The 23421-nt window shown below is 70.2% G+C and carries 18 protein-coding genes; 4 read left to right on the forward strand and 14 right to left on the reverse strand.

All coding sequences use genetic code 11. From position 1 onward, the window contains the following. The first annotated feature begins 476 nt into the window (after window positions 1–476). The gene (locus tag ASF76_RS16415) at window positions 477–1940 is read left to right on the forward strand and encodes a mannitol dehydrogenase family protein (RefSeq protein WP_055960397.1); all 1464 of its coding nucleotides are present in this window, start codon (window positions 477–479) and stop codon (window positions 1938–1940) included. Window positions 1941–2132: 192 nt separating this feature from the next. Here ASF76_RS16415 and ASF76_RS16420 read toward each other — a convergent pair whose 3' ends face one another. The 8 genes from ASF76_RS16420 to ASF76_RS16455 all read right to left on the reverse strand — a co-directional run bounded on the left by ASF76_RS16420 (window position 2133) and on the right by ASF76_RS16455 (window position 11248). After that, window positions 2133–3260 carry a serine aminopeptidase domain-containing protein gene (locus ASF76_RS16420; RefSeq protein WP_055960400.1) on the reverse strand — a complete coding sequence of 376 codons (1128 nt, stop codon included), beginning with the start codon at window positions 3258–3260 and terminating at the stop codon, window positions 2133–2135. After that, window positions 3257–4180, reverse strand: coding sequence for a hypothetical protein (locus ASF76_RS16425; protein WP_235561347.1), 924 nt, complete (start codon window positions 4178–4180; stop codon window positions 3257–3259). Before ASF76_RS16425 ends, ASF76_RS16420 begins: the two co-directional genes overlap by 4 nt. Next, window positions 4177–4638 (reverse strand): hypothetical protein, encoded by a 462-nt coding sequence (locus tag ASF76_RS16430; protein ID WP_055960408.1) that lies wholly within the window; start codon window positions 4636–4638, stop codon window positions 4177–4179. Before ASF76_RS16430 ends, ASF76_RS16425 begins: the two co-directional genes overlap by 4 nt. Before the next feature lie 23 nt (window positions 4639–4661). Next, window positions 4662–5258 (reverse strand): helix-turn-helix transcriptional regulator, encoded by a 597-nt coding sequence (locus ASF76_RS17570; RefSeq protein ID WP_235561348.1) that lies wholly within the window; start codon window positions 5256–5258, stop codon window positions 4662–4664. A 280-nt stretch (window positions 5259–5538) separates the two neighbouring features. Next, entirely contained in the window at window positions 5539–7191 is a 1653-nt protein-coding gene (locus ASF76_RS16440; RefSeq protein WP_055960414.1) for an alpha-amylase family protein, read from the reverse strand. A 512-nt stretch (window positions 7192–7703) separates the two neighbouring features. Beyond that, window positions 7704–8675, reverse strand: a complete 972-nt coding sequence (locus ASF76_RS16445; protein ID WP_156459310.1) for a LacI family DNA-binding transcriptional regulator — start codon at window positions 8673–8675, stop codon at window positions 7704–7706. Window positions 8676–8917: 242 nt separating this feature from the next. Continuing rightward, a complete protein-coding gene (locus ASF76_RS16450) occupies window positions 8918–9805 on the reverse strand; it encodes a tagatose-bisphosphate aldolase (protein WP_055960420.1) in 888 nt (295 codons plus the stop codon). 66 nt (window positions 9806–9871) lie between these two features. After that, complete coding sequence (locus ASF76_RS16455; protein ID WP_055960448.1) at window positions 9872–11248, reverse strand: FGGY family carbohydrate kinase; 1377 nt, start codon at window positions 11246–11248, stop codon at window positions 9872–9874. Window positions 11249–11367: 119 nt separating this feature from the next. On the opposite strand from ASF76_RS16455, the gene ASF76_RS16855 reads away from it, so the two are divergent. Continuing rightward, complete coding sequence (locus ASF76_RS16855) at window positions 11368–12570, forward strand: HAD-IA family hydrolase (RefSeq protein WP_162240833.1); 1203 nt, start codon at window positions 11368–11370, stop codon at window positions 12568–12570. 522 nt (window positions 12571–13092) lie between these two features. Here the strand turns inward: ASF76_RS16855 and ASF76_RS16465 are convergent. Then, window positions 13093–15528, reverse strand: coding sequence for a hypothetical protein (locus ASF76_RS16465; protein ID WP_156459307.1), 2436 nt, complete (start codon window positions 15526–15528; stop codon window positions 13093–13095). A 74-nt stretch (window positions 15529–15602) separates the two neighbouring features. Between ASF76_RS16465 and ASF76_RS16470 the strand changes: the two genes are divergently transcribed. Further along, the gene (locus tag ASF76_RS16470) at window positions 15603–16151 is read left to right on the forward strand and encodes a zinc-binding dehydrogenase (protein WP_055960427.1); all 549 of its coding nucleotides are present in this window, start codon (window positions 15603–15605) and stop codon (window positions 16149–16151) included. 126 nt (window positions 16152–16277) lie between these two features. Here the strand turns inward: ASF76_RS16470 and ASF76_RS16475 are convergent, their stop codons facing one another. After that, a complete protein-coding gene (locus ASF76_RS16475; RefSeq protein WP_156459308.1) occupies window positions 16278–16964 on the reverse strand; it encodes a hypothetical protein in 687 nt (228 codons plus the stop codon). Between the two features lie 300 nt (window positions 16965–17264). Then, a complete protein-coding gene (locus ASF76_RS16485; RefSeq protein ID WP_055960436.1) occupies window positions 17265–17723 on the reverse strand; it encodes a hypothetical protein in 459 nt (152 codons plus the stop codon). A 490-nt stretch (window positions 17724–18213) separates the two neighbouring features. Between ASF76_RS16485 and ASF76_RS16490 the strand changes: the two genes are divergently transcribed. Beyond that, complete coding sequence (locus tag ASF76_RS16490; RefSeq protein ID WP_055960439.1) at window positions 18214–18513, forward strand: hypothetical protein; 300 nt, start codon at window positions 18214–18216, stop codon at window positions 18511–18513. Between the two features lie 49 nt (window positions 18514–18562). On the opposite strand, the gene ASF76_RS16495 is transcribed toward ASF76_RS16490, so the two are convergent. From ASF76_RS16495 to ASF76_RS16505, 3 genes are read right to left on the reverse strand one after another with little or no spacing between them, the layout of a single operon-like run. After that, the gene (locus ASF76_RS16495) at window positions 18563–21361 is read right to left on the reverse strand and encodes an FAD-binding and (Fe-S)-binding domain-containing protein (protein WP_055960442.1); all 2799 of its coding nucleotides are present in this window, start codon (window positions 21359–21361) and stop codon (window positions 18563–18565) included. Beyond that, the gene (locus ASF76_RS16500) at window positions 21358–22347 is read right to left on the reverse strand and encodes a 1-phosphofructokinase family hexose kinase (RefSeq protein ID WP_055960445.1); all 990 of its coding nucleotides are present in this window, start codon (window positions 22345–22347) and stop codon (window positions 21358–21360) included. Before ASF76_RS16500 ends, ASF76_RS16495 begins: the two co-directional genes overlap by 4 nt. Further along, window positions 22344–23171 (reverse strand): class II fructose-bisphosphate aldolase, encoded by an 828-nt coding sequence (locus tag ASF76_RS16505; RefSeq protein WP_235561349.1) that lies wholly within the window; start codon window positions 23169–23171, stop codon window positions 22344–22346. Before ASF76_RS16505 ends, ASF76_RS16500 begins: the two co-directional genes overlap by 4 nt. Window positions 23172–23421: the final 250 nt, after the last annotated feature.

Below are 23421 nucleotides of genomic sequence, written 5' to 3' on the forward strand. Positions count from 1 at the left end.
CTGAAGGGTGAGGCCACGGAGGAGAAGATCCAGACCGGCTTCACCATCCTCACCAAGGACAACATCGCCACCGACGGCGCCGACGCCGTCTACAAGTCCAGCTGCTGAAACCCCGGATGCCGGGACCTCGCGCACTCGCGCCGAGGTCCCGGCATCCACCCCCTCCCGCCCGGAGGCTTCGACAAGCTCAGCCACCGGGCTCGCGCCCCCACGCGAGGCCCCTGAGCTCGTCGAAGGGACCGGGATTCTCACGCTCACGCGAGGGTCCCGGCATCCACCCCTGCCGCCCGGAGGCTTCGACAGGCTCAGCCACCGGGCTCGCGCCCCTACACGAGGTCCCTGAGCTCGTCGAAGGGACCAGGACCCTCACCCCGACCTCAATCGTGTGAGGCGCCAGAAGTTGTCGCCGCGGCACCGTCCGAAGCGGCGAACTCCGGCACTTCACGCGCCCCGCTACCACCACTCCGGAGCCCCGCATGACCGATCTCACCGCTGACGCCCTCTCCTCGCTCGCGGCGAACGTCTCCGTGCCGACCTACGACCGTTCCGCCGTGCGCTCGCGGATCGTGCACTTCGGCGTCGGCGGGTTCCACCGCGCGCACGAGGCGATGTACCTCGACCGCCTGCTCGAGGCCGGCCACACCGAGTGGGGGCTGTGCGGGGTGGGCGTGCTGTCGTTCGACGCCCCGATGCGCGATGCCCTCGCCGCGCAGGACGACCTCTACACGCTCGTGACCACCGCCCCCGACGGCTCCTCCACAGCCCGCGTGGTCGGCTCGATCGTGCAATACCTCTTCGCCCCCGACGACCCCGAGGCCGTCGTCGCCAAACTCGCCGATCCCGACACGGCCATCGTCTCGCTCACCATCACCGAGGGTGGCTACGGCATCGACGACGCGACCGGCGCCTACGCGCCCCGCGACGAATTGACCCTCGCCGATCTCGACGGCTCCACTCCCCCGCGTAGCGTCATGGGCCTGCTGACCGAGGCCCTTCGTCGACGCCGGGATGCCGGCATCCCCGCCTTCACCGTCATGTCCTGCGACAACATCCAGGGCAACGGCCACGTCGCCCGCGCCGCCCTCCTGGGCTTCGCCGAGCGCCGCGACTCCGAGCTCGCCGCCTGGATCGCCGAGAACGTGTCGTTCCCCAACTCCATGGTCGATCGCATCACCCCGGTCACCACCGATGAGACACGTGCCGCGATCGCCGAAGAGTTCGGCATCCGGGATCGCTGGCCCGTGCGCTCGGAATCGTTCGAGCAGTGGGTGCTCGAAGATGCCTTCCCCGCGGGTCGGCCCCCGTTCGACGAGGTCGGCGTGCAGCTCGTCGCCGACGTCGAGCCGTACGAGCTGATGAAGCTGCGCCTGCTCAACGCCTCGCACCAGGCGATGAGCTACCTCGGGATCCTCTCGGGCGCCGAGTACGTGCACGAGGTGTGCACCGACCCGCTGTTCGTGTCGTTCCTGCAGGGGTACATGCACCACGAGGCCATCCCCACCCTGCGGCCGGTGCCGGGCATCGACCTCGATGCGTACTGCGACCAGCTCATCGAGCGGTTCGGCAGTGAGGCCATCCGCGACACGCTCGCGCGACAGGTCGTCGACGGCTCCGACCGGCTGCCGAAGTTCCTGTTGCCGGTCGTGCGCGAGCAGCTCGCCGCGGGTGGGCGCATCGACCACGCCGCCCTCGTGTTGGCGGCGTGGAGCGTCTTCCTGGAAGGTCGCACCGAGGACGGCGCGGAGACCCCCGCGGTCGACAGCCGCCTGGACGAGCTGCGCGCGATCGTGACCGACGACCCCGCCGCGTTGCTCGACTACGCGCCGGTGTTCGGCGACCTCGGACAGAGCCTGCGCCTGCGCGAGGCCTACCTTGCCGCGCGTGCCTCGCTGGCCGAGCGCGGGGCACGGGGTGCGATCGCCGAGGTGCTCGGCGCCTAGGCCCCGACCGCCGGCGAAGACCGCGGTTGCGGAGCCCACTGACTCCACCGGCGCAGCAGAACGATCGGTCCCTTCGACACGCTCAGAGACCGCCGCCGCCGCGGACTCACGAGGAGGGCCCCTCGACGGGCTCGGGGACCTCCCCCGGCGCTCCGCGACCTGCGTCGATGCCCGGGAACGCCGCCGCCGCGCTCAGAGGGACCGTAAAAATCCGTCGATGGCGTCGTGGAAACGCTCGGATTCTTGGTTGGCCTCGTTGCAGTGGCCGGTCGCGTCGAACGCCACCAGGTCGGCATCCGGATGCCGTTCGACGTACGCGACCGACCCTGAGAACGGCACCACAGGGTCGAGACGACTGTGCAGGATCAGCGTCGGGATGCGCGGTCCGGGTCGGTGTCCGCCCACCCAGGTGAGCGCGCGGGCGTCGACCGTCTCGATGAGTCCGAGCGCACGGGCGCCGATCGGGCTGCCCAGCACGCGCATGGCCGCTGCGGCGACCGAGCGCGGGAGGTGGGCCCCGGCGACGGCGTTCTCGACGACCCGCGTCCAATCCAGCGCCGGGGCGACCAGCACGAGTCCGGTCACCGTGCCGCGGTGCGGCGACTCCTCGAGCGCGAGCATCGCGATCGTGCCGCCCATCGACCACGCGACCAGGACGATCTCGCGCGCACCGCACGCGACCGCGTAGGCGATCGCGTCGTCGACGTCGCGCCATTCGCGCGTGCCGAGGCTCGAGGGCAGGACGTCGGCGGGCGCGCACTCCTCGTCGCCCGCGTACGACACCACGAGCGACATCCAACCGGCATCCGTCGTCGCGGGCGCCGAACGCAGGGCGCCGTTGCGACTGGAGCGCAGACCGTGCACGTGGATCGTCCACCGCCCGTCGGCCGTCTCGCGATCGCCGATCTCCCACGCCTCGGCGGTGCCGCCGCGACGGAGCGGAACAGCGACGTGGCGTGTGGGGCCGACGTCTTCGGGGGCGCCGATGTTCTGCGAGGTCCACGCGGCCAACGCCTCGCCGTCGTCCAGCCCCTCCGGCCGGGCGAGGATCCGGCGGACGACACGGTCGCGCTCGACCCGCACGATGTCGCCCACCGGCAGGTGCGATCCGTCGTCGAACCGCAGCCCGTAGACGCCGGGCTCGCGACTGTCGTCGATCACCGGCACCGACACCGTGTCGCCCTCGATGAACACCGGCGCGAACACTTTCGGCGCGCGGGGGGCGACCAATCTGCGGGCGACGTATCCGGCGAGAGCGGTGTGGGCGATCGCGACGGCGGCGGTGACGACACCGGCACCGACGACGAAGGAACGGATCATGCGCGGGCTCCCATGGTCTGTCGAGTCAGATGGGCGTCGACGTCATCGAGCAACGCGCGCTGCTCGCCGGTCAACGGCGACGAGGCGGCGATCGCGGCGTCCTCGATGGCGACCCGCAGTGCGTGCAGGCGACTGTCGAGGGGAGCATCGGACGACACGGCGGCGAGGCGCCGGACGCCGCGTCTGCGGGCCAGATCGCCGAGTCGCGCCAGCAGTTCCTCGCCCCGACGGCGGATGCGCGCCGACGCGCGCGACGCCCGCAGGATCCCGACGACGAACGCCACGACGCCGAGGTAGAACAGCGGGTCGAACAGAGCGCCCACGACGAGGTTCGTCCCGAAGAACCGAGTCAGCGTGAGGTCGAGGATCTCGCTCACGCAGCCGAGCACGATGCCCACCGCACCCACGCGGAAGAAGGGGCGCACGGCCGGGAGCGACCCGCGGGCCGAGCGGAAGAGCAGAGCCCCCACCAGAGCGATCCCCGCCATGTGCACGACGCCGTACAGCCACGCGCCCGTCGAGGTCTCTGCCGCGTCCTCGACGAAACGGAACGACGAGGTCCCGCGCTCGGGCAGGGCGACGAAGAAGACGACCGCGAACAGGATGCCGAGCAGCACGGGGAACCGCCACCGGAGCGTGTGCACGCGCGCGGAGACCGGGGCGGTGCCCGCCTGGATGCCGAGCCACAGCGCCACCATCGTGAGGACGTTCTGCACGAGCTTGAGCACGTTCGTGCCGCCGAGCACGCCGTCGAGCTGAGCGAGCGGGATCACCGTGCCCTGGGTGAGGAGCGCGACCGCCCCGACCAGCGCGCCCCACCACGCGATCCGCGCCCGCGGATACCGCAACGCCGCGCGTGCGCGGAGGATGACGACGGCCAGCAGTCCGACCAGCGCCACATCGATCAGGGCGACCGTCACCACGACGACTCCGCGACACGCGGGTCGCCGTAGAGCACGCCGGCGATGCGGTGGGCCACGTGCTCGGCGACCAATTCGGCCTCGAACTCCGGGGTGCTCAGCGTCGGGTCGTCGTAGGGCGACACCGAGGACCGCTCCTGCAACGCACCACTGCAATGCGCGTCGTCGAGCAGGTGACCGAGTTCGTGAGACGCCGCGAACTGGCGATAGAGCGCCGGGTCGGATGCGCGCACGTGGATGGTGCCCACGCGCTGGTCGTCGAAGACCGTGAGGAAACCGGTGAGCGTGCCCCACCCCTGGGTGTCGGCTTCTTCCACGACGCGCAGGCGGATCTCCACGGCATCCTCGACCGCCCGCACGATGTCGTCGAAGGCCATACCGACCTCGATGCCCGCCCGGCCCACAGCGCGATCGGTGCGCGCGCGCACGCGCCGCATCATGTCGTCCGACTCCGTCACGGCCGCCTCCCCCCGTCGGCCGCTCATCCCGCGGGCGGCCCGCTGCGCAGGGAGTGGGCGATGGCGCGCAGGGCGTCGGGTGACATCTGCCCGAGGGCGCGGAACTGGATGCTGCTGGCCCCGGCGGCGCGCATGGCCTCGCGCAGCTCGAGCTCGGCATCCGTCCGCTCCGTCACCGCCTCGTCGGTGTGATCCGTGAGGTATTCGGTGGGCACGTCGGCCCAGTGCGTGATGAGCCGGAGCACCTCCTCGTCGAGGACGACGCTGGAGGTCTCGGCGGAGAGGAGAGTGCTCGCGCCGCGGGCGAGGAACGGATCGATGTCGGCGAGGTGCTGCAAGAGCTCGTCCTCGGTGGCGGCGTGGCTCTCGACCAGTCGACGCACGCGCGCGGCCAGGGGAACGACAGGAATCCGGATCTCGATGCGCGCGGCGGTCTCGGGACTAGCGACCTCTTCGGGGGTCACGCCGAGGGCGGCGGCGAGGGCTTCGATGTCGTTGGTGTTGTAGGGCAGCGAGAATCCGGCGCGGGACTGGTAGTAGCTCTTCGTCATTCCGGCGCGCTGAAGCAACTCGCCGACGGAGAGGCCCTTCGCCCTCCGCAGGCGGTCCACATTCGCCACCACTCGACGGGAGTACCGGGAGGGTGGTCCGACGGCGCCGCGACCCACGTGTCGATCGTAGACGACCCGAACACGCCGGATGCTTGTAATTACAAGCAACCGGTGGGTGCTATTTACGAGGGGCTGTGTTTGGATGGAACGAGACCGCGAGCGAGAGGTCGGGGGGACCCGCCGCTCGCGCGGGCCGGACGCACAGCCGACCGGCCCATCTCCGCGGCGGGCGCGGCGTCATCGGGGGGCGTCGCGCTCGCTCGCTCCCCGCCGCGCCCGCCACCAAGGCTCAGGCGATCCGCCGCTCCCCCGGCCGGATGACCCGCCACCACCGGTGCCCGTACCCGTCGAGCGACACGTCGAAGCCGCCGCGCTCGAGCGTCTCGGCGCCGGAGTCGTCGTCGAGCAGGTTCACGACGCTCCAGCCTTCGGCATCCGCTCCGTCGATCTCGAGGCGGAAGGCGCGACCGTCGGGCGCGAAGTTGTGCGCGGCGACGAACATGCCGAGTTCGCTCGTGACCGAGTGCGCCAGCACGCACGTGTGCGGTTGATCCAGGATGCCGAGCTCCCCCCACCCGATCTCGGGCGAGGCGCGGTAGTGCCGCACAAGGTTCTGGACGAATCGCAGCATCGAGTCGGGATCGTTCCGCTGCTGCGCCACATTGACGTGCTGCGGGCCGAAGCCCCCGGGCACGATCTCGGCGATGAGTTCGTCGGCGGGCGAGAAGCCGGCGTCGTCGGCGCCGGTCCACTGCATGGGTGTGCGCACCGCCGCCCTGCTGCCCTCGATCGTGGGGTTCTCGCCCATGCCGATCTCTTCTCCGTAATAGAGCACGGGCGATCCCGGCAGCGAGAACATGAGGCTGTAGACCATGCGGATGCGACGCGGATCACCCTCGAGCATCGAGGGCAGGCGTCGCGTGATGCCGCGCCCGTGGATGCGCTGGCCCTCGTCGGGGGCGAAAGCGGCGAAGACCTCGTCGCGCTCGGCCGGGCTGAGCTGATCCAGAGTCAGCTCGTCGTGGTTGCGCACGAAGTTTCCCCACTGATTGCCGCGGGCGATCGCGGGCCGCGACTCGATCGCCTCGCGCAAGGGCGTGGCATCCTGTCTCGCGAGGGCCAGGTACAGACGCTGGTTGGCGACGAAGTCGAACTGCATCGTGAGCTCGTCGCCGTCGGCGTCGCCGAAGAAACGCATCTGCTCGTCGTACGGCAGGTTGACCTCGCCGAGCATCATCGCGTGGCCGCTGCGCCGCGAGACGTAGCCGCGCAGCTCCCGCAGGAACTCGTGCTCGGGGCCGTCGTCGCCGTCGATGACGAACGGCACGGCATCCACCCGGAAACCGTCGATACCGAGCTCGAGCCAGAAGCCGATGGCCTTCGCGATCTCCTCACGCACCTCGGGGTGGTCGGTGGCGAGGTCGGGCTGGTGCCGGTAGAACGAGTGCTTGTAGTACTGACCCGCTGTCTCGTCGAAGAACCAGACACCGTCTTCGACGTCGGGGAACATGCTGGCGGGAGCGTCCTCGGGAACGTCGTCGCGCCACTGGTAGAAGTGGCGATAGCGGCTGTCGGGGCTCGAGCGGGCGTCCTTGAACCACGGATGCTGGTCGGAGGTGTGGTTCACCACGAGGTCGACGATCACGCGCATGCCGCGGTCGTGCGCGGTGCGCAACACCTCCACCATGTCGCCCAGCGAGCCGTAGCGGGGATCGACGCCGTAGTAGTCCTCGATGTCGTAGCCGTTGTCACGCTGGGGCGAGGGGTAGAACGGGGCGAGCCACAGGCACGTCACGCCGAGCTCGGCGAGGTGGTCGAGCCGCTGCGCGAGACCGCGCAGGTCGCCCACGCCGTCGCCGTCGGCATCCAGGTACGTCTTGACGTCGAGGTTGTAGAAGACCGCGGTCTTCCACCACAGATCGCTCGTATCGGTGAGCCTCATGCCGTCACCCCCGTCTGGGCGTCGGTGCGGCGCGGAGCGTGCGGGAAGGTCGTCATCGGAGCCCTCTTCTCGGGAGCGGTGGCGGCTGGTCCCCTCCGTTCTATCCGGCGCACCTGATCGCGCGCGGGCTCTTGCCTCGGCCGGGGCGATGTGTTTTCGGGTGGTGGCTCGAGGCGGGTGGCGGCTCGAGGCGGGCGGCGGCGCGTGATGGGCGGAGGAGCGTGACAGGCGGAGGCGCGAGGCGGGCGGGGTCGCGTGACAGGCGGTGGCGCGCGACGGGTGGAGGCGCGTGACGGGCGGAGGAGCGGGGACCAGCGGAGGAGGATCGACCCGCGGGGATCCTCCCCTCGGCCCAGGCCCTCCGCTCATCACCGGCGCGCGGGCGCCGCGCCAGGGGCGTCACCGGCGGCGCGGGCGCCGCGCCGGGGGCGGCGCCCGCGGCGGGGCCGCCGCTGGTAGCAGCGCGTCGCCGGCAGCCGGAGCGCGCCGGCTGGCGGCGAGACGCGGCAGCGTCAGAGGCGGCAGGACTCCCGCTCGACCAAAGACACGTCGATGACGGTGACCTCGTCGAGCCCGAGACCGGCATCGGGTTCGAGCCGCGCGAACACCCGTTCGGCGGCGAGCGCGCCGATACGGCGAGGATCCTGGTCGATCACGGTGACGGCGGGGCTGAGCGTGTCGGCCATGGGGAAGTCGCCGAAGCCCACGAACGGCAACGGATCACCGCGCAGCACGTGCGCGAGCGCCATCGACGAGCGGGCGTTCGCCGAGAAGATCGCGGTCGGCGGCTCGTCGAGCGCGCGCAGCCTGTCCAGAGCAGATGCCGCGGTCTCGCGGTCGGACACCTGCGAGGCCACGAGACGCTCGTCGATCTCGACCCCGGCCTCGCGCAGGGCCCGGCGCCACCCCTCGACGCGTTTGGTCTCGGTGGAGAGGTGGACCATGTCGCCGAGGTAGGCGATGCGACGGTGCCCGTGCGAGAGCAGGTGGGCGGTGGCGAGGTGGGCGCCGGCCTCGTCGTTCTCGGTGAAGGTGTCGGTCGTCAGCCCCGCGGGGGCGCGGTCGACGAAGACGATGGGGGTGTGCCCGCGCCACCGCTCGAGCCACGAATGGTCGGTGCCGACGGGGGCGATGACGAGCCCGGTGAGCTGGCGGCCCAGGAGCGACTCGAGCGCGGCCCGCTCGTCGGCCGGGTTCTCGCCGAGGCTCGTGACGAGGGTGGAGAGGCCGTGGCGTCGCGCGGTGTCTTCGACGCTGCGCGCGATGGCGGCGAAGAAGGGGTCGACGACGTCGGGCACGGCCACGCCGATGACGGAGGCGCGACCCGCGCGGAACGTGGTCGCCAGGGCGTTGGGCACATAGTTGAGCTCGCGCATCGCGGCCTCGACGAGCGCCCGGGTGTCGGGCAGCACGTGGGGGTCGTCGTTGAAGACTCGCGAGACGGTCTTGGTGCTCACACCCGCGCGCTGGGCGACGTCGCGCATCGTCGTCACGAGGCACCTCCGGGATGTGGGCGAGTGGCGGCTTCGACGTGCAACCCTATCGGCCGGTCACCGTCGACCCGTGCCGGGCCGGCGAGGGCCGACACCGCTCCCCGCCGGGCGAAAGGAGAGCCCTCCCGCCCGGCACCGTGGCATCCATCCCCCGCATGCACACGCGGGATCCTCGACCGACGAATGTCGGACGCGGTCATGGACGTACCCGGCGCCGGGCGGTCGAGCGCATGTCAGCGGCCGTCGACGGCGTCGGCGAGCTCGCGCAGGCGCGGCAGGGCGCGGCCAGAAAGCAGCTCCTCGCGGCGGTCGGCGTCGATCGAGAGGCTGTCCTTCCACAGCGAGCGGCCGGCCATCGCGCCCGAAGCACCGTTCGCGACGGCGGTGCGCACCTGTTCGATGAAGGTCTCGTGGTCGACGCCGGCCGACAGCACGGCCCACGGCACACCCTGGGCGACCTCGGTCACGCGGGCGCTGGCCTCGGCCGAGCCCGGGTACTGGAGCTTCAGGATCTTGGAGCCGCACGCGACGGCGAGGGCGGCGCCGTCGACGACGAGGTCGGCGAACTTCGCTTTGTACTCCTCGTCGCTCTCGTCCTCGAGCTGGTAGGTGAGCAGCTCGACGATCAGCAGCAGGCCCTCGGCCTCGCAGGCAGCGACGAGGTCGCGGATCTCCTGGGCGACGCGGGAGTCGGCATCCTGCTTGTCGGGGCGCGTGTAGTAGAGCATCTTCGCGACGGTGCCGCCCATGTCACGGACCGTGCGCGGCGTCACGCCGGGCACGAAGCGCGTGTACTTCAGGCCATCGACGGTCTCGAAGCCCGAGGCGTCCAGGCCCACGACGAGTCCGGTGTCGCGGTCGAGAACACCGTCGTCGACGATCTGCGGCAGCGCGACCTCGGGGTCGAGCAGGATCGCGGGGGCGTGGTTGGCGAGGTGGCGCACGAGGTCGGCCTTCACCGCGGCGAGCTCTTCGCGCGAGATGGCGTCGGAGCCGTTGGGGGCGTCCTTGATCGCGGCCTTCATGCCGTTGCGCTGATCGGCGGCGACGATGAGCATGTGGCCGTCGGGGGTGCTGATCGACTGGAGCGCGCGGCGCTCGAGGGTGGTGAGTTCGTTCATGATCTCTCTTCTCTGGGGTTCTGTCTCGCGCCCGGTCGCGGGCGGGATGCGGTGGGGGCGGTGGTTTCAGGAGGGGACGGATGCCGAGACGAGCCGCCGCGCCATGTCGGCGGCTCCGAATGCGACGTCCTGTTCGCGGGTGGACAGGGACGCATCGGGCAGCACCTCGGCGCGGGCTCGGCGGACGCTCGCCATACCCGCCCACCCGCCCGTGAGGGTGGAGCGGGTCGCGGGCGCGACCTCGCGGTCCATGGCGGCGATGAGTGCGGCGACCTCGTCGTTGCTGTGCCGAAGCACCGCGCCGAAGATCTCGGCCGGTGAAGCTTCGGTGTGCAGCGTCAGGCGCAGGACGCCGTCATCATTGCGGGCGCCGATGACCTCGATCGCACCGGCCGGCAGCTCGCCCTCGTAGGGCAGGGCCATGACCGCGGCATCCAGTTCGTCGCGACCGGCGCGGTCGCTGATCCCCGCCGCGTGCAGCGCGCGGCGCAGCAGCAGCCCCGTCTTGACCCCGGCGACGAGCACGTGCTGGCCGGGCACGACGTGGCGCACCTCGTTGATGAGCGCGTCGGCGAGGCGCTGGCGGGCCGCGTACCCGAGCGGCGCGTCGAGCACGCGCAGCAGCACCTCGGCGGTGCCGAGCGAGACGTGGTAGCTCCCGGCATCCAGGGTCCCGTTGGCCTGCGCGGCGACGAGGTGGTCGTGGCCCGCGACGGTGAGGGCGGCGCCCGCGACGCGCGGCCCGAAGGCCTCGGATGCCGTGCCCCAGGGCAGGCCGCCACCGCGGAGCGGCGGAAGCAGGGCGTCGTCGACGCCGAGCGCGTCGAGCATGGCGGGCCAGGCGGCGCCAGAGTCCTGGTCGATGAGCCCGGTGCGCGAGGCGAGGGACAGCTCGAGGGCGACGTCGCCCCCGAGGGCTGCGACGACGAACTCGGGGAGGTCGAGCCACCGGAGGCCGGTGAGGTCGGTGCCCTGGTCGCGCAGCCAGGCGAGCTTGGCGACGCTCACCTGAGCGCCGAGGGGCAGCCCGGTGCGGCCGGCGAACTCCTCGCGAACCGCCTGCGGGAACGCCGCGATCTGGTCGAGCCCGCGCGGGTCGAACCAGGCGAAGCCCGGGCCCGCCGCGGCACCGTTCGCGTCGATCAGGATGCCGGTCTCCCCCATGCCGGCGACGGCGAGCGAGGTCAGCGGCTGGGCGGTCAGCGGGGCGAGGTCGGTTTCGACGAGGTCGATGAGCGTGCGCACCGAGGCCAGCAGGTCGTCGGCGGCGATGTCGGTGGTGCCGCCCTCGCCGACACGCCACGGTGTGGGCACCTGGGCACCCGCGACCTCGCGGCCGGCATCGTCGATGACGAGCATCTTGATGGCGGTGCTGCCGAGGTCGAGCCCGGCGTGCAGGCCGGTCGACGCATCGAGCGGGGTGCGCGCAGCGGCCTGGGTCATGTCACCGGTGTCTCGCACGAGCGGCCGTCCTCTCCGGAACTTCTTCGAGCCCCGGAATTCCAAGCATGACACCGGTGACTTGCTACGTCTATGGTGGGGGTATGCCGACGCCGTGTCAAATGCCCGAAATCCTCGCCGTCGTCGTTGCCGGGACCGCCGGCAGTGGCAAGAGCACGCTCGGTCGGGCTCTCGCTATCGCGCTCCGCGCCCCCCTGATCGATCTCGACAGCGTGACGACACCGCTGCTCGATGCGCTCCCCGAGGGCGCGCTCGACGGCCATTGGCTCACCTCGCCGCACGCCCCGGCGATCCGCGCCGGACGCTACGCCGCCCTCCGCGCCACCGCCGCCGACGCCCTCTCCACCGCGGGCCGCGTGGTGGTCGTGGCGCCGTTCACCACCGAGCTGACCGGGGGCCCTGAGTGGGACGCCCTGCGCGAGGCTCTCACCCCGAGCGAGCCGCACGTCGTGCACGTCGACGGAGACCCCGCCGTGCTGGCATCCCGCCGCTCCTCGCGCGGGGCGTCTCGCGACGCGCACCGGCCCGACACCGCCCCCGTGGCACCCTCGATCCCGGTGACCGCTGTCGACGCCGAGCTGTCGACGGCGCAGCAACTGGCCCGCGTCCTGCCGGCGCTGGGGATCCGGCGGCCGGTCGATGCGGACGCCGAGATCTTCACCCGCGAGTTCGACGCCGTACTCTTCGACCTCGACGGCACGCTAGTGGACTCCACGGCATCCGTCGTGCGGTCATGGCGCCGATTCGCCGAGCACTTCGACGTGTCAATGGAGGCCCTGCACGCCAACCACGGCCAGCCCGCGCGCACGCTCGTGGGCCACTTGCTGCCCGCCGACCGGCATGCCGAAGCCCTCGCGCACGTCACCGACCTCGAGGTGACGGATGCGGTGGGCCTTCTCCCCATCCGAGGCGCCGACGCGTTCTTCGCCTCGGTGCCGGCCGAACGCCGGGCCATCGTCACATCGGGGTCGGTGCCGATCGCCACCGCCCGTCTCGCCGCGGCCGGCTACGACCGGCCCGACGTGTTCGTCACGGTCGACGACGTGGTCCACGGCAAGCCGCACCCTGAGCCGTTCCTGTTGGCCGCCGCCCGCCTCGGCGTCGACCCGGCTCGCTGCCTCGTCGTCGAGGACGCCCCGGCCGGCATCGCCGCGGCCCGCGCGGCGGGGTGCGCCGTGTTGGCGTTGACCGGCACGACGGCCGAAGAGGAGTTGACCGCCGACCTCGTGGTGGACGGGTTGGATGCCGTGCGGGTAGAGGTGACGGCGTCGGGGGCGTTGCGGTTGGCGCCGGCCGGACCCTGACGGCGGAGCTGTGAGCGCTGCGCGCGCACGGTCTCTCCGGACGAGAGGACGACCTCAGTCGGCGCTCCCTCGGGCCGGAGCCCCGCCCCCTCGACACGGCGCCGTGTCTCCCTCGGGGCACGCGCCGCCGAAACAAGAACAACCGATGCGAAAGGGTCGGGACCCGTTTTGCACGGCCCCGGGTTTCGCAACGGGGTTTTGCACCGATCGTGCCCGCGAGTTGACGGGCTCCTCGATACGCGTGGCGCGCGTGATCATGAGTGGTGCGAAACCGATCGGTTTCGCACCACATTGGGGGCCTGGAGAAGGGCTCTCAGCGTGCGTATGGTCGACCCATGAGTCGGATCAGGTCACAAACCGCGATGACGGCGTGGCCTCGGGCACGTAAGGGCGTCGCCCGCCAGCATGAGCGGGCTCGGCCGCGGGCTGAGTGGACCACTCTCGAGCGTCGTCCAGGACCGCCAACCTCAGCGACAACAGCGGGAGCTGCTCGCAAAGCCGCGTTGGCGTCAGCGGTCACGGTCACGTGTTCCGGGCGTCTTTCTTATCCCGTGACTTCCCCGTCTCTCCCCTGGCGGGTGAGGAGGTTTCTGGAGATGGCGTGGTGTGCAGGAGTGACGCTGAAGGATCTTTCGCGGCGTCGTCCTGGTAGGCAATGCGTTCGCTGGTACCGAAAGCGAGAATGCGTTCCTTGAACTCGTCGAAACGTGGAACGGTTTGATGTGCCCAGTCCCCGAGTTCGAAGTCGCGCGTGATTGCGTGAGCTCGGCCGCGGAGATCGTCTCCGAAAGGAGAGTCACTGAGGGCTCCTTCGATTTCGCGGAGCAGCCGTCGGGCGTCGGGCTTCTTGATGCCGTCGGTGTGGTTGCGGGTGAAGTTCCGCACTGCTCGTTTCAGACGGTCGTCCATCCGCAGTCGTTCTTCGTCGGAGAACGCGTCATCGAGAAGGTCGGCAACGTCGGCCAGGAGCGCTCCGAATCTCAACCGTAGGTCGTCACACCCTTCGGCGTTAGGGTTCACGTCGAGGAGGAAGACAACTTCCCGGGCAAAGCCCGCCTTCTCAATGTGCTCGTCAGGGAAGGCCTGCTCGTACGCGGAGGCGAGGGCGTTCCACAACTGGCCCGCGTTGTCCGCCAGACGATCTGCGATGGACCCCGGGGTGAAGCTGCGAAGCTGCTCCGCATCCGGATCGTGGAAGCGGCTCAGGTAGTTCAAAGCCGCTCTATGGGCGACGGAGACCGGGATGAGATCCTCAATCTCCAGCACAATCACGCCATCATCGCCGCTAATGCTGGCGCCTATGGCCCAGCTGTCGAGTCGAAGGATGTACTTGTCCTGGAGAACCCTTTTGCGGCGAGCCTCTCCCCTCCTCAACACCGACTCTGCCCTGCGGCCGGACTCGTCCCCATCTAGCAGTGCCACACACGCGGGTTTAACGGTGTCGCGACCTCTTGCCAGGTAGGCGAGGTAGGGAATGTTGTCTGCGCCGCCGGCGGCCACGACGGTGACGGCGTTGAGGTCGAGAACCCCTGATGTACTTCCGTTGCGTCGAGCCAGGTGAGCGGCCATGCCGGCAATGAGAATTTGGTCTCCCGCCCCTTCCACGAGAAGGTTGCGTCCGCCGATGAAGGCCGTTTCGGACACGTACGCCCCAAGCGAGGAACGCAACGGTTCATAGCGGTTGTTCGCGGCGTCGCGCACTACCCGGGTCCCCTCATCGTCGGGTCCCTTGTCAAGAACGCGGATGCGATGAGGGGCGTTCTTGTCGATCAGGAACGGTGAGTGTGTCACGTACACGACTTGGCTGCGGGGGCCCCCGTTTTCCGGCGCTGCGTACTCGTGAAGAACGCGCAGAAGATCTTGCTGCCCGACGCTGGAGAGGAAGGCGTCGGGCTCGTCCAGCAGGAGGATGTCGGCGACGGTGTTGCGCAGACGATGAGCGGTGAGCTGAACAAAATAACTCAAGAAGAACCGCAGACCCTGGCTGCGTTCGCCGAAAGAGTACTTGGATGCCGTGCGGTCTTGGATGGTGAAGGCCAGTTCGTGTTCACGCGCTTCGACGAGCAGGTCGAAGTCGCGGTCCTGCGTCCACCACCGTTGGATGTTCAAGTTTTCGCGGATCGCCGAGTTGATCCCTCCGACAATTGCGGCGACTTGACCTTCCCGTTCGGCGGCGATTGCTTCTTCAAGGTCGACGAAGGTGGACCCGTCCACCTTCGCGATGTCGACGAGGAGGGTTCGCGCTAATTCGTACTCATCGTGGTGACGTTGGATGTCTGCGGCGCTTTGCCGAGGCCCGGAGGAGAGCTGGGGAAGGACCGCTGATCCCACCGCCGTCGCGTCCGTCCCGCCAACAAAACCCATGAGGAGTCCGAAGAGACTGCTTCGATGCGAGCGGTCCTGCAGTGTCGTGGCTTTCTTACCGGCGAGCTGCCCGATCGACACGCTGATGGGGAGGGCGAGGTCTGTTTGGAGTTCGTAGTAGGTCGGCAGGTGGCCTTGAAGGGTCTGCAAGTCGGCCGAGCTCAGTGACACACGTTCGTCGTTGATCACCAGGAACGCCGGCTGGGACCCCGGGCGGTAAAGAGTGAATTCACGAACACCGTCCAGCACGGCCAGGCCGGTATCGCCATCTTCGACGGTGAAGGTGCCGCCGAACTCAGGGAGACGGATTTCCCCGGCCTGGACGGAGTAGAGCTCGCTGTAGCGGCAGAAGTCAGCGCGCGCAATTGGCGCTCCCGACAACGCTGCCTTGATGGCGAGGAGCAGCTGGCTTTTTCCAGCCTCATTTGCCCCGACTACCGCTGTGACGTCCCGCTCGATGGGAACACGCACAAACGGATACCACGCTGGGTCTGTCTCCTCCCAGCTGAGCGGTTCGCTAGTGGGTCGGCCTTTCAATTCGAAGTCGTAGTTGAAGGAACGGAAGAAGCGAACATCTACCCTGACTAGCCGCATGGCCTCAGACTTTATCGCCTTTCCTGCGATGCTCGTCCTCGTGGTTCCGCCCCTCGGCTTTCGCTCCCCGCGGCGTGGCTTGCCGCCAGCCCAACCTCGCCGTGCAGCTGGCGAAGGCCCGCGGCGCCGACCGCGTGATCGCACTGACCACCAGCCCCGACAAGGCCGACGCCGTGCGTGCCCTCGGGGCCGATGACGTGATCGACATGACCGACGAGGATGCCGTCGAGGCCCATGCCTCGAGCATCGACTTCGTGTTGTCGACCATCCCGACGCCGTTCGACATGAAGCCCTACCTCTCGCTCGTCCGCCACGACGGCGCGCTGGTGACGGTCGGCATGCTCGAGCCGATCCACGAGGAGGGCATCGACTTCGGCTTCGTGTCGATGAACCGCATCACGATCGCCGGCTCGCTGATTGGCAGCATCGCCGAGACGCAGGAGGTGCTCGACTTCGCCGCCGAGCACGGGATCGCCGCCGAGGTGAAGGTCATCCCCGTGCAGCAGGTCAACGAGGCCTTCGACGAGATGGTCGCCAACGACATCCGCTTCCGCTTCGTGATCGACAGCAGCACCCTGGATGCCGACCGCGACAGCGCCGCGGAGTTGCCGGCTTCGCAGTGAGCGAGAGGGGACGCGTCCGCTGCCGGGCGCGTCCCCTCACCGCGTCGCCTGCTCCAACAGCTCCAGCACGTGCACGTTCCGTTTCGCTCAGCCCTCCCCCGGCGGAGAAACGCTACATCGGCGGCGTCAGGAGAAGAGTTGGCGAAGCGCGTCGAGGTCGCCGGAGTCGACGACCTTCTGGACAGCGTCGATGGTGTTCTGATTCACGAACATGGCCTTGAGGGTGTCATTCCAGACGGCTTGCACGGTGTCCACGTCACCGGCATCGACTGCCCTGCCTGCGGACTCGATCGCCTGCTGGTACGGAATCTGTTCGAACCCCGCGGGCGCGTCCTCGGGGGCGAAGTACGGCACCCAAGGAGTGTCGGGGTCGGGGGTCAGCCAGAGCACCTGCTCCGGTTGGATCGTGCGCACGTGATTCATCGGGCCGAGGGTCGGGTACGCGCAGAACCGTTCGGCGATCACCGCCTCCACGTCGCCAGGCTCAACGGTATAGGTCACGGGGGCGCCGTCCTCATCGAATGTCACCTCGCCCCGCGCGAACTCACGTGCGCCGAGATCCCGCAGCGTCCCCCGCCGCTCAAGATACGGACCCCTGGTGGAGCCGTAGACCTCCGACATGCCAGAGCAGGTCTCCGAATCGGCCGATGGCGGCGCCGGCGTAGCTCCGGTCACCGGCTCGGTGACTGCATTGGGAGCGGATGCTTTGGACGTCTCAACTGCCCCTGGCTCTGCGGCGGCGCACCCGGCCAACGCCGCAGTCGTCAAGGCGAGTATGGCAAGTACAGGGGTGAGCCTAGGCGTGCCGGACATGACGCCATACTGACAGACCTGTTTCACTTCTCGACGTCCACCCAGGTTGTCCACTCGCCGCCGTCTGACGCCAGAGCCGAGCGAAAGGACCGCGAGCAGTACTACGACGTGCGCGCCGACAACCGGCGCGCCACCAAGATCACGGACATACCCATCCGCATAGTCCTGCCCAGCTTGTCCCCGCCCATGCCGCTCTGCGCGTCAACGAGATACGCCCAGAAGATGCGCGTGAGAAGGACTGCGTAGATGGCGCCTTCGGGGCGCGAAGCCGGTGGATGACGCACCGCCCGCGTCCTGCGGTCACGACGGGGAAGGAGGGCCATCGCGTTCGGATGGGGACGCCTCAGAAGCGGTCGAGAGAATCGCCGTCATCACCTCGTTGAGAAGGGGGATGGCCTCGCCCAGCGGCACGGCATACAGACGGCCGATGTGCTCCTGCAGATCGTCTCTCTGGGCGTCGCGGGCGAGTTCTTCGAGGCCATGACCGTCGAGCTGAACCTCCCGGAGGCGAGCGGGATTGTCGAGGTCGATATGGACGTTGAGGTCCGTGCATGCGCCGTCATCTGGATACCCGATATCGGGCGCGAGCGCCGGGAACCGGCGGCGGAAGTCGCCGTGCTCCGAGCAGTACACAACCCCGACCGTGGACGTGGAGCATCCCGGTTGTCCGGCAGCGAAGCCGTGCAGCGTCATGAGCGGGTCGAGCGCGACGCACAGAGATTCAGCGACTGCTTGGGGGGTGTGGGGCACGAGAGCCATACTCAACATTCTGCGCGCCTGACAGTGCTCCTGTTCGGGAGATCGACCGGCCGAGCCCGGACGCCGTGAGAAGGGGGCACAGATTCGCGACTGGTGAGCGTTCCCTCCACCACGTCCTAGGTCGGCGCAGGATCATCGGGGGGAGATTCCGCGTCGCGGTAGTCCTTCTCTCGGCCCAGGAACGCCAGGATCGGATCGACGAGGGCGGCGAGAGCCTCCCAGACGGCGCTCATCGGTTGGGGCGCCCTTGCGCCCGCGGTCGCTTGAGTCCCGCTGCCATAGCCGGATGCTGTCAGCAGCACATCGCGGCTACCACCTCTTGCAATCTGTCCCCGCGCCGTGCATTCTCCTGGCTCGGGATGGTGCGAAGCCGATCGGCTTCGCACCACGGGCCCCCTCCGTTTGTAAAGCTCTCGGCAACTCCCAGCCCGACCCCGACACTGAATTCTCGATCGGCCATGCGGCCGTCAGTCACTGCCGAAGAGGCATCATGGACGATTCCGACCTGGTCCGCCGCGAGGACCGTCTTCGCCGCGAACTCGTGGATCTCGAGCAGCAGATCGCATCGTCGATCGCGAACGCGCTCCGCGTGCCCGGGGGCGGCCTCGCGCACGCGGAGTTTCAGGATCGTCTGCAGATCCGCGCCAATGAGATCCGCGCAGAACTCGGTCTCGCCACGCAGCCCGTCGGCAACCCACCCGGAAAGCCCCGACGGTGGCATCGGTGGCTTCTGTGGCTCTCGCTCGGCGCGGCCCTGGCGGCGATGATGCTCGTCTTCGTTTCCCGGTGACCGGCGACGCCGACGTGCAAAGGGGACGCGCCCGTGAAGACGCGTCCCCTCACCGCGTCGCCCGCTCCAACAGCTCCAGCACGTGCACGTACGACTCCCCCGTCGCCTTCGTCATGCCCAGCTCGCACGTGCGATTGCACGAGGCGTGGGCATCGGCGCCCCAGCCGGCGACCTCGGCCGCCTCGGGAGCGGTCGCGGCCTCGGTGAGCTCGGGGTGCAGCATCCCGCGATCGCCGGCGTAGGCGCAGCAGCCCCACGCGTCGGGGACACGCACCTCGGATGCCACGGCTTCGCCGACGGCCCGCAGCGCCGGATCGATCCCCAGCTGCGTCGACGAGCACGTCGGGTGAAGGGCCAGCAGCTCGGCCACCGGCGTCGGGGTGAGACGCGGGAGAAGAATGGATGCCACGAAGGCCACGGCATCCAGAACCTCCACTCCCTCGTCGCGCAGCGTCGCCGCGAACCCCTCGGTGCAACTCGACGCATCGCACACGACCGGCAGGGCGCCGTCGCGGGTGGCCTCGCCGACGGCTGCGCGCACGCGGGCCGACATCGTCGCGTGCCCCTTCGCGTAGCCCTTCGACGACCACGGGGTTCCGCAGCACAGCGCATCGATTCCGTCCGGCACCACCGCCGCGACCCCGGCGCGCTCGAGCAGTCGCACGAACGCCGCGGTCGCGCCGATTCCGTCAACGGGCCCGAACATGCTGCCCACGCACGCGGGCAGGAACACCGCCACCGGCTCGACGCCCGGCGCGCCGATCCGCGAGCCGAGCGAGCGACGAGACGCCCCACCCGACGGCAGCTCCGCCGAGTACCGTGGCACCGTATCCGTTCCGAGCACCGCGCGGGCGGCATCCGTCACCGTCCGCACCACGGGCATCGGAACCGCCGCAGCCACGGAGAGCGCCGCCGACCCCGCCCGCGTCACCGCACCCCACCCGGTCGCCGCGGCCGACCACCCCGCGGCCACCAGCGGGTTGGCATCTTCTCGACGGAAGCGCTTCATCAGCGTCCCGGTGTTGATGAGCACGGGGCACGCGGTCTGGCACATGCCGTCGACGGCGCAGGTCTGCACACCGTCGTAGTCGTAGTCCTTCTCCAGCTCGGCGACGAGGGCGCCGTCTCCGCGCTCCCGGGCGGCAACCGAGGCGCGCCGGACGACGATCCGCTGCCGCGGGGTGAGGGTGAGCGATCGGCTCGGGCACACCGGCTCGCAGTATCCGCACTCGACGCAGCGGTCGGCCTCGGGCTCGATCGACACGGGCGCCTTGAGGTCGCGCATGTGCACCCCGGGGTCATCGCTGATGATCACGCCCGGGTTCAGGATGCCGATCGGATCGAGCAGACGCTTCAGCTCCACCATCACGTCGTAGAGCTCGTCGCCGTACTGCCGACGCACGTACGGCGCCATCGCCCGGCCCGTGCCGTGTTCGGCCTTCAGGTTGCCGCCCGCCGCCAGCACGAGGTCGACCATCGCGTCGGTGAAGCCCTCGAATCGACCCAGCGCCCTCGCGCCCTCGAATCGGTCGGTGAGCATGAAGTGGATGTTGCCGTCCTTGGCGTGGCCGAAGATGACGCTGTCGGCGTAGCCGAAACGCTCGAACAACCCCTGCAGGCCCTCGCACGTGTCGGCGAGCCGCTCGACCGGCACGACGACGTCTTCGAGCAGAGCCGTCGTCCCGCTGGGTCGGGCACCGGCGACCGAGGCGTAGAGGCCCTTGCGGAAGGTCCACGCGGCGGCGCGCTGCACCGGGTCACGGGAGAAGACGGCCGCGTCGAGAAGGTCTTCGGCGGCGAGCACGCGTGTGCCCGCCCCGGCGAGCTCCCGGAGCGCGAGATCGTCGTCCGAGTGGTACTCCACGAGCAACGCCGCCTGCGTCGTCGCCTCGAACCCGTGGATGGCGGCGGGAGTGCCGGCCAGACGCTGACCGACGCGGAGGGAGGTGGCATCCATCAGCTCCAGCGTCGCCGCCCCGGTCGCGACCAGCGCAGGAAGGGAGCGCGTCGCGGCGTCCAGCGTTGGGAACACCACGAGGGTCGTCGCGATGGCCGGGCGGATCGGCACCGTGCGGAAGGTCGCCTCGGCGACGAACGCGAGGGTGCCCTCCGACCCGACGACGAGGTGCGCGAGCAGGGCCGCGGGAGTGTCGAAGTCGAGAAAAGCGTTGAGCGCGTACCCCATGGTGTTCTTCATCGCGAACTGCCGCTCGATCAGGGCGACGCTCGCGGCATTCGTGACGACCCGTTCGCGCAAACGCATCAGCCCCTCGACGAGGGCGGGCTCGCGCTCGCGCAGCAGCGCGTCGGCATCGGGCGCGGCCGTGTCGACGACGGTTCCGGATGCCAGGACCAGCACGAGCCCCTCGAGGGTGCGATACGAATTCTCCACGGTCCCGCACGCCATGCCGCTGGAATTGTTCGCCACGACCCCGCCGATCGTGCAAGCGGCCTCGCTCGCCGGATCGGGTCCGAGGCGGTGCCCGTGCCGCAGCAGCCGCGCGTTCACCTGGCGCACCGTCGCCCCGGGTTGGGAGCGCACCCGGCGACCGCCGTCGAGCACGTCGATGCGTCCGAACCCCTGTCGCACGTCGACCAGCAGCCCCGCTCCCGACGACTGCCCCGACAGGCTCGTGCCGCCCGAGCGGAACGTGACGGGGGTACCGGATGCCGTGGCCCCCCGCAGGATCGCTCCGACCTCGAGCGCGTCGGCGGCGATCACGACGGCATCCGGGGTCAGGAGATAGTGCGAGGCGTCGTTGGCGTAGGCGACGCGGTCGATCGCGCGGGTACGGATGCGCGCGACGTCGGTGACGGCCGCGGCGATCTCGGGGGCGACGGCGCTCACGCCTGCCCCTCGTCGGTCAGCGCATGAGAGAGGTCAGGAGTCGTCTCGATCACGGCCCGGATGCCGAGCGGCGGCCCCTCGACGATCGTCGACGCGTGCGCCACGGCGTGCGCTCCCCACTCGGCGGCCGAGGCGGCGGCGACGGCGAGCGGGTCGACGCCCGCGGCGGGTTCCCTCGTGAGGCCGAGGAGGAAGCCGGCGAGGGCGGCGTCCCCCGCCCCGGCGGTGTTGGCGACGGACGGGGCCTCGGCCCGCGCGAAGACCTCGCGGTCGGCGGTCACGGCGATGAGGCCGTCGGCACCGAGGCTGGCCAGTACGGTCGTCACCCCGCGCGACACGATCTCCCGTGCGGCGGTGACCACATCGCCGAGGGTGTCGAGCGGACGCCCCACCGTCGCCGACAGTTCCTCGGCATTGGGGGTCAGCAGGTCGATGCCGACGGGGTCGGCGAGCAGCGCGTCGAGGGCGGCGCCGCTGGTGTCGACCGCGACACGCGCCCCGTGTTCCCGCGCTATCGCGCGGACGGCGGCCAGGTCGACCAGGGCCCCGGTCCCGGCGAGTTCCGGCAGACTGCCCGAGATGACGAGCCAGGGCGAGGTGCGGGCGGCGAGCTCCACACCCAGGGCCGAGATCGTGGCATCCCATGCCTCCGGCGACAGGGGTGGAGTGGGCGCGTTGACCTTCGTGGTCGCACCGCCGGCGTCGATGATCGACGTGTTCACGCGGGTCGCGCCCGGCACCTCGACGATGCGCAGCAGCGGAGCTGTCAGCCCGGCGCGGGCGAAGCGCACGTCGTCGGTGCCGAGCACGACCACCGCCGCGGTGTCGGCGCCGCCCGCCGCGAGAGCGGCCGAGACGTTCACCCCCTTGCCGCTCACCTCGCGCGCGTAGCTGTCGGCGCGGGCGAAGGCGCCGCGGCGCAGGGTCCCGACGCGGTAGGTGGCGTCGATCGCCCCGGCGGCGGTCAGGGTGACGATGCCGGTCATGCGCCGACACCCGTCACGACACCGAGCAGGCGCCGCACTTCATCGGCGACCGCCGCGCGGCCCGGAGCGAGCCACCGGCGGGGGTCGATGGCATCCGGGTCCCGGTCGAGCTCGGCGCGGACGGATGCCGTCAGCACGGTGTTGAGGTGGGTGCCGATGTTGATCTTGCGCATGCCCGCGCGCACGGCTCCGTCGATGCCCGCATCGGCGACTCCGCTCGACCCGTGCAGCACGAGCGGCACGGGCAGGGCCGCGGCGAGCTCGGCGATGAGGTCCTCGTCGAGCCTCGCGCTGCGCTCGCGCATCGCGTGCTCGCTGCCGACGGCGACGGCGAGGGCGTCGACCCCCGTGGTGTCGACGAAGCGCACCGCCTCGTCGACGTCCGTGCGCACGCCGGGTGCGTGGGCGCCCTTGCCGCCGATCTCGCCGAGCTCGGCCTCGATCCAGCCACCGGCAGCGTGCACGCGGGTGGCGACGGCGGCGGTGCGCTCGAGGTTGTCGGCGTCGGCGAGATGGGCGGCGTCGAACATGACCGAGCGGATGCCGACGGCCAACGCCTCGTCGACGAGTGCTTCCTCGGTCGCGTGGTCGAGGTGCACGACGACGGGCACGCGCGCGGACTCGGCGAGACGTAGGGCGGCGGAGCCGGCGGGGGCGAGACCCCCGTGGAACGCGATGGCGTTCTGCGACAGCTGGAGGATGACGCCGCTGTCCGCGGCCTCGGCACCGGCGATGATCGCCTCAGCGACCTCGAGGGTGATGAAGTTGAAGGCCCCGACCGCGCGGTGCGCGGCGAGCAGTTCGGGCATGTCGGCCAGCGGCACGGCGGTCCTTTCTGGGCGCGCGTGAGTTACCGAACTTTGTCGCTTCAGCGGTGTCGGAAGCGGCAAAGTGGGGCAACTCGCGCGGGGAGGGGGTGGATGCCGGGACCTCGGCGCGAGTGCGCGAGGTCCCGGCATCCGGGGTTCAGCAGGAGGACTTGTAGACGGCGTCGGCGCCGTCGGTGGCGATGTTGTCCTTGGTGAGGATGGTGAAGCCGGTCTGGATCTTCTCCTCCGTGGCCTCACCCTTCAG

Source organism: Microbacterium sp. Leaf151, assembly GCF_001424225.1.
Lineage (GTDB): Bacteria > Actinomycetota > Actinomycetes > Actinomycetales > Microbacteriaceae > Microbacterium.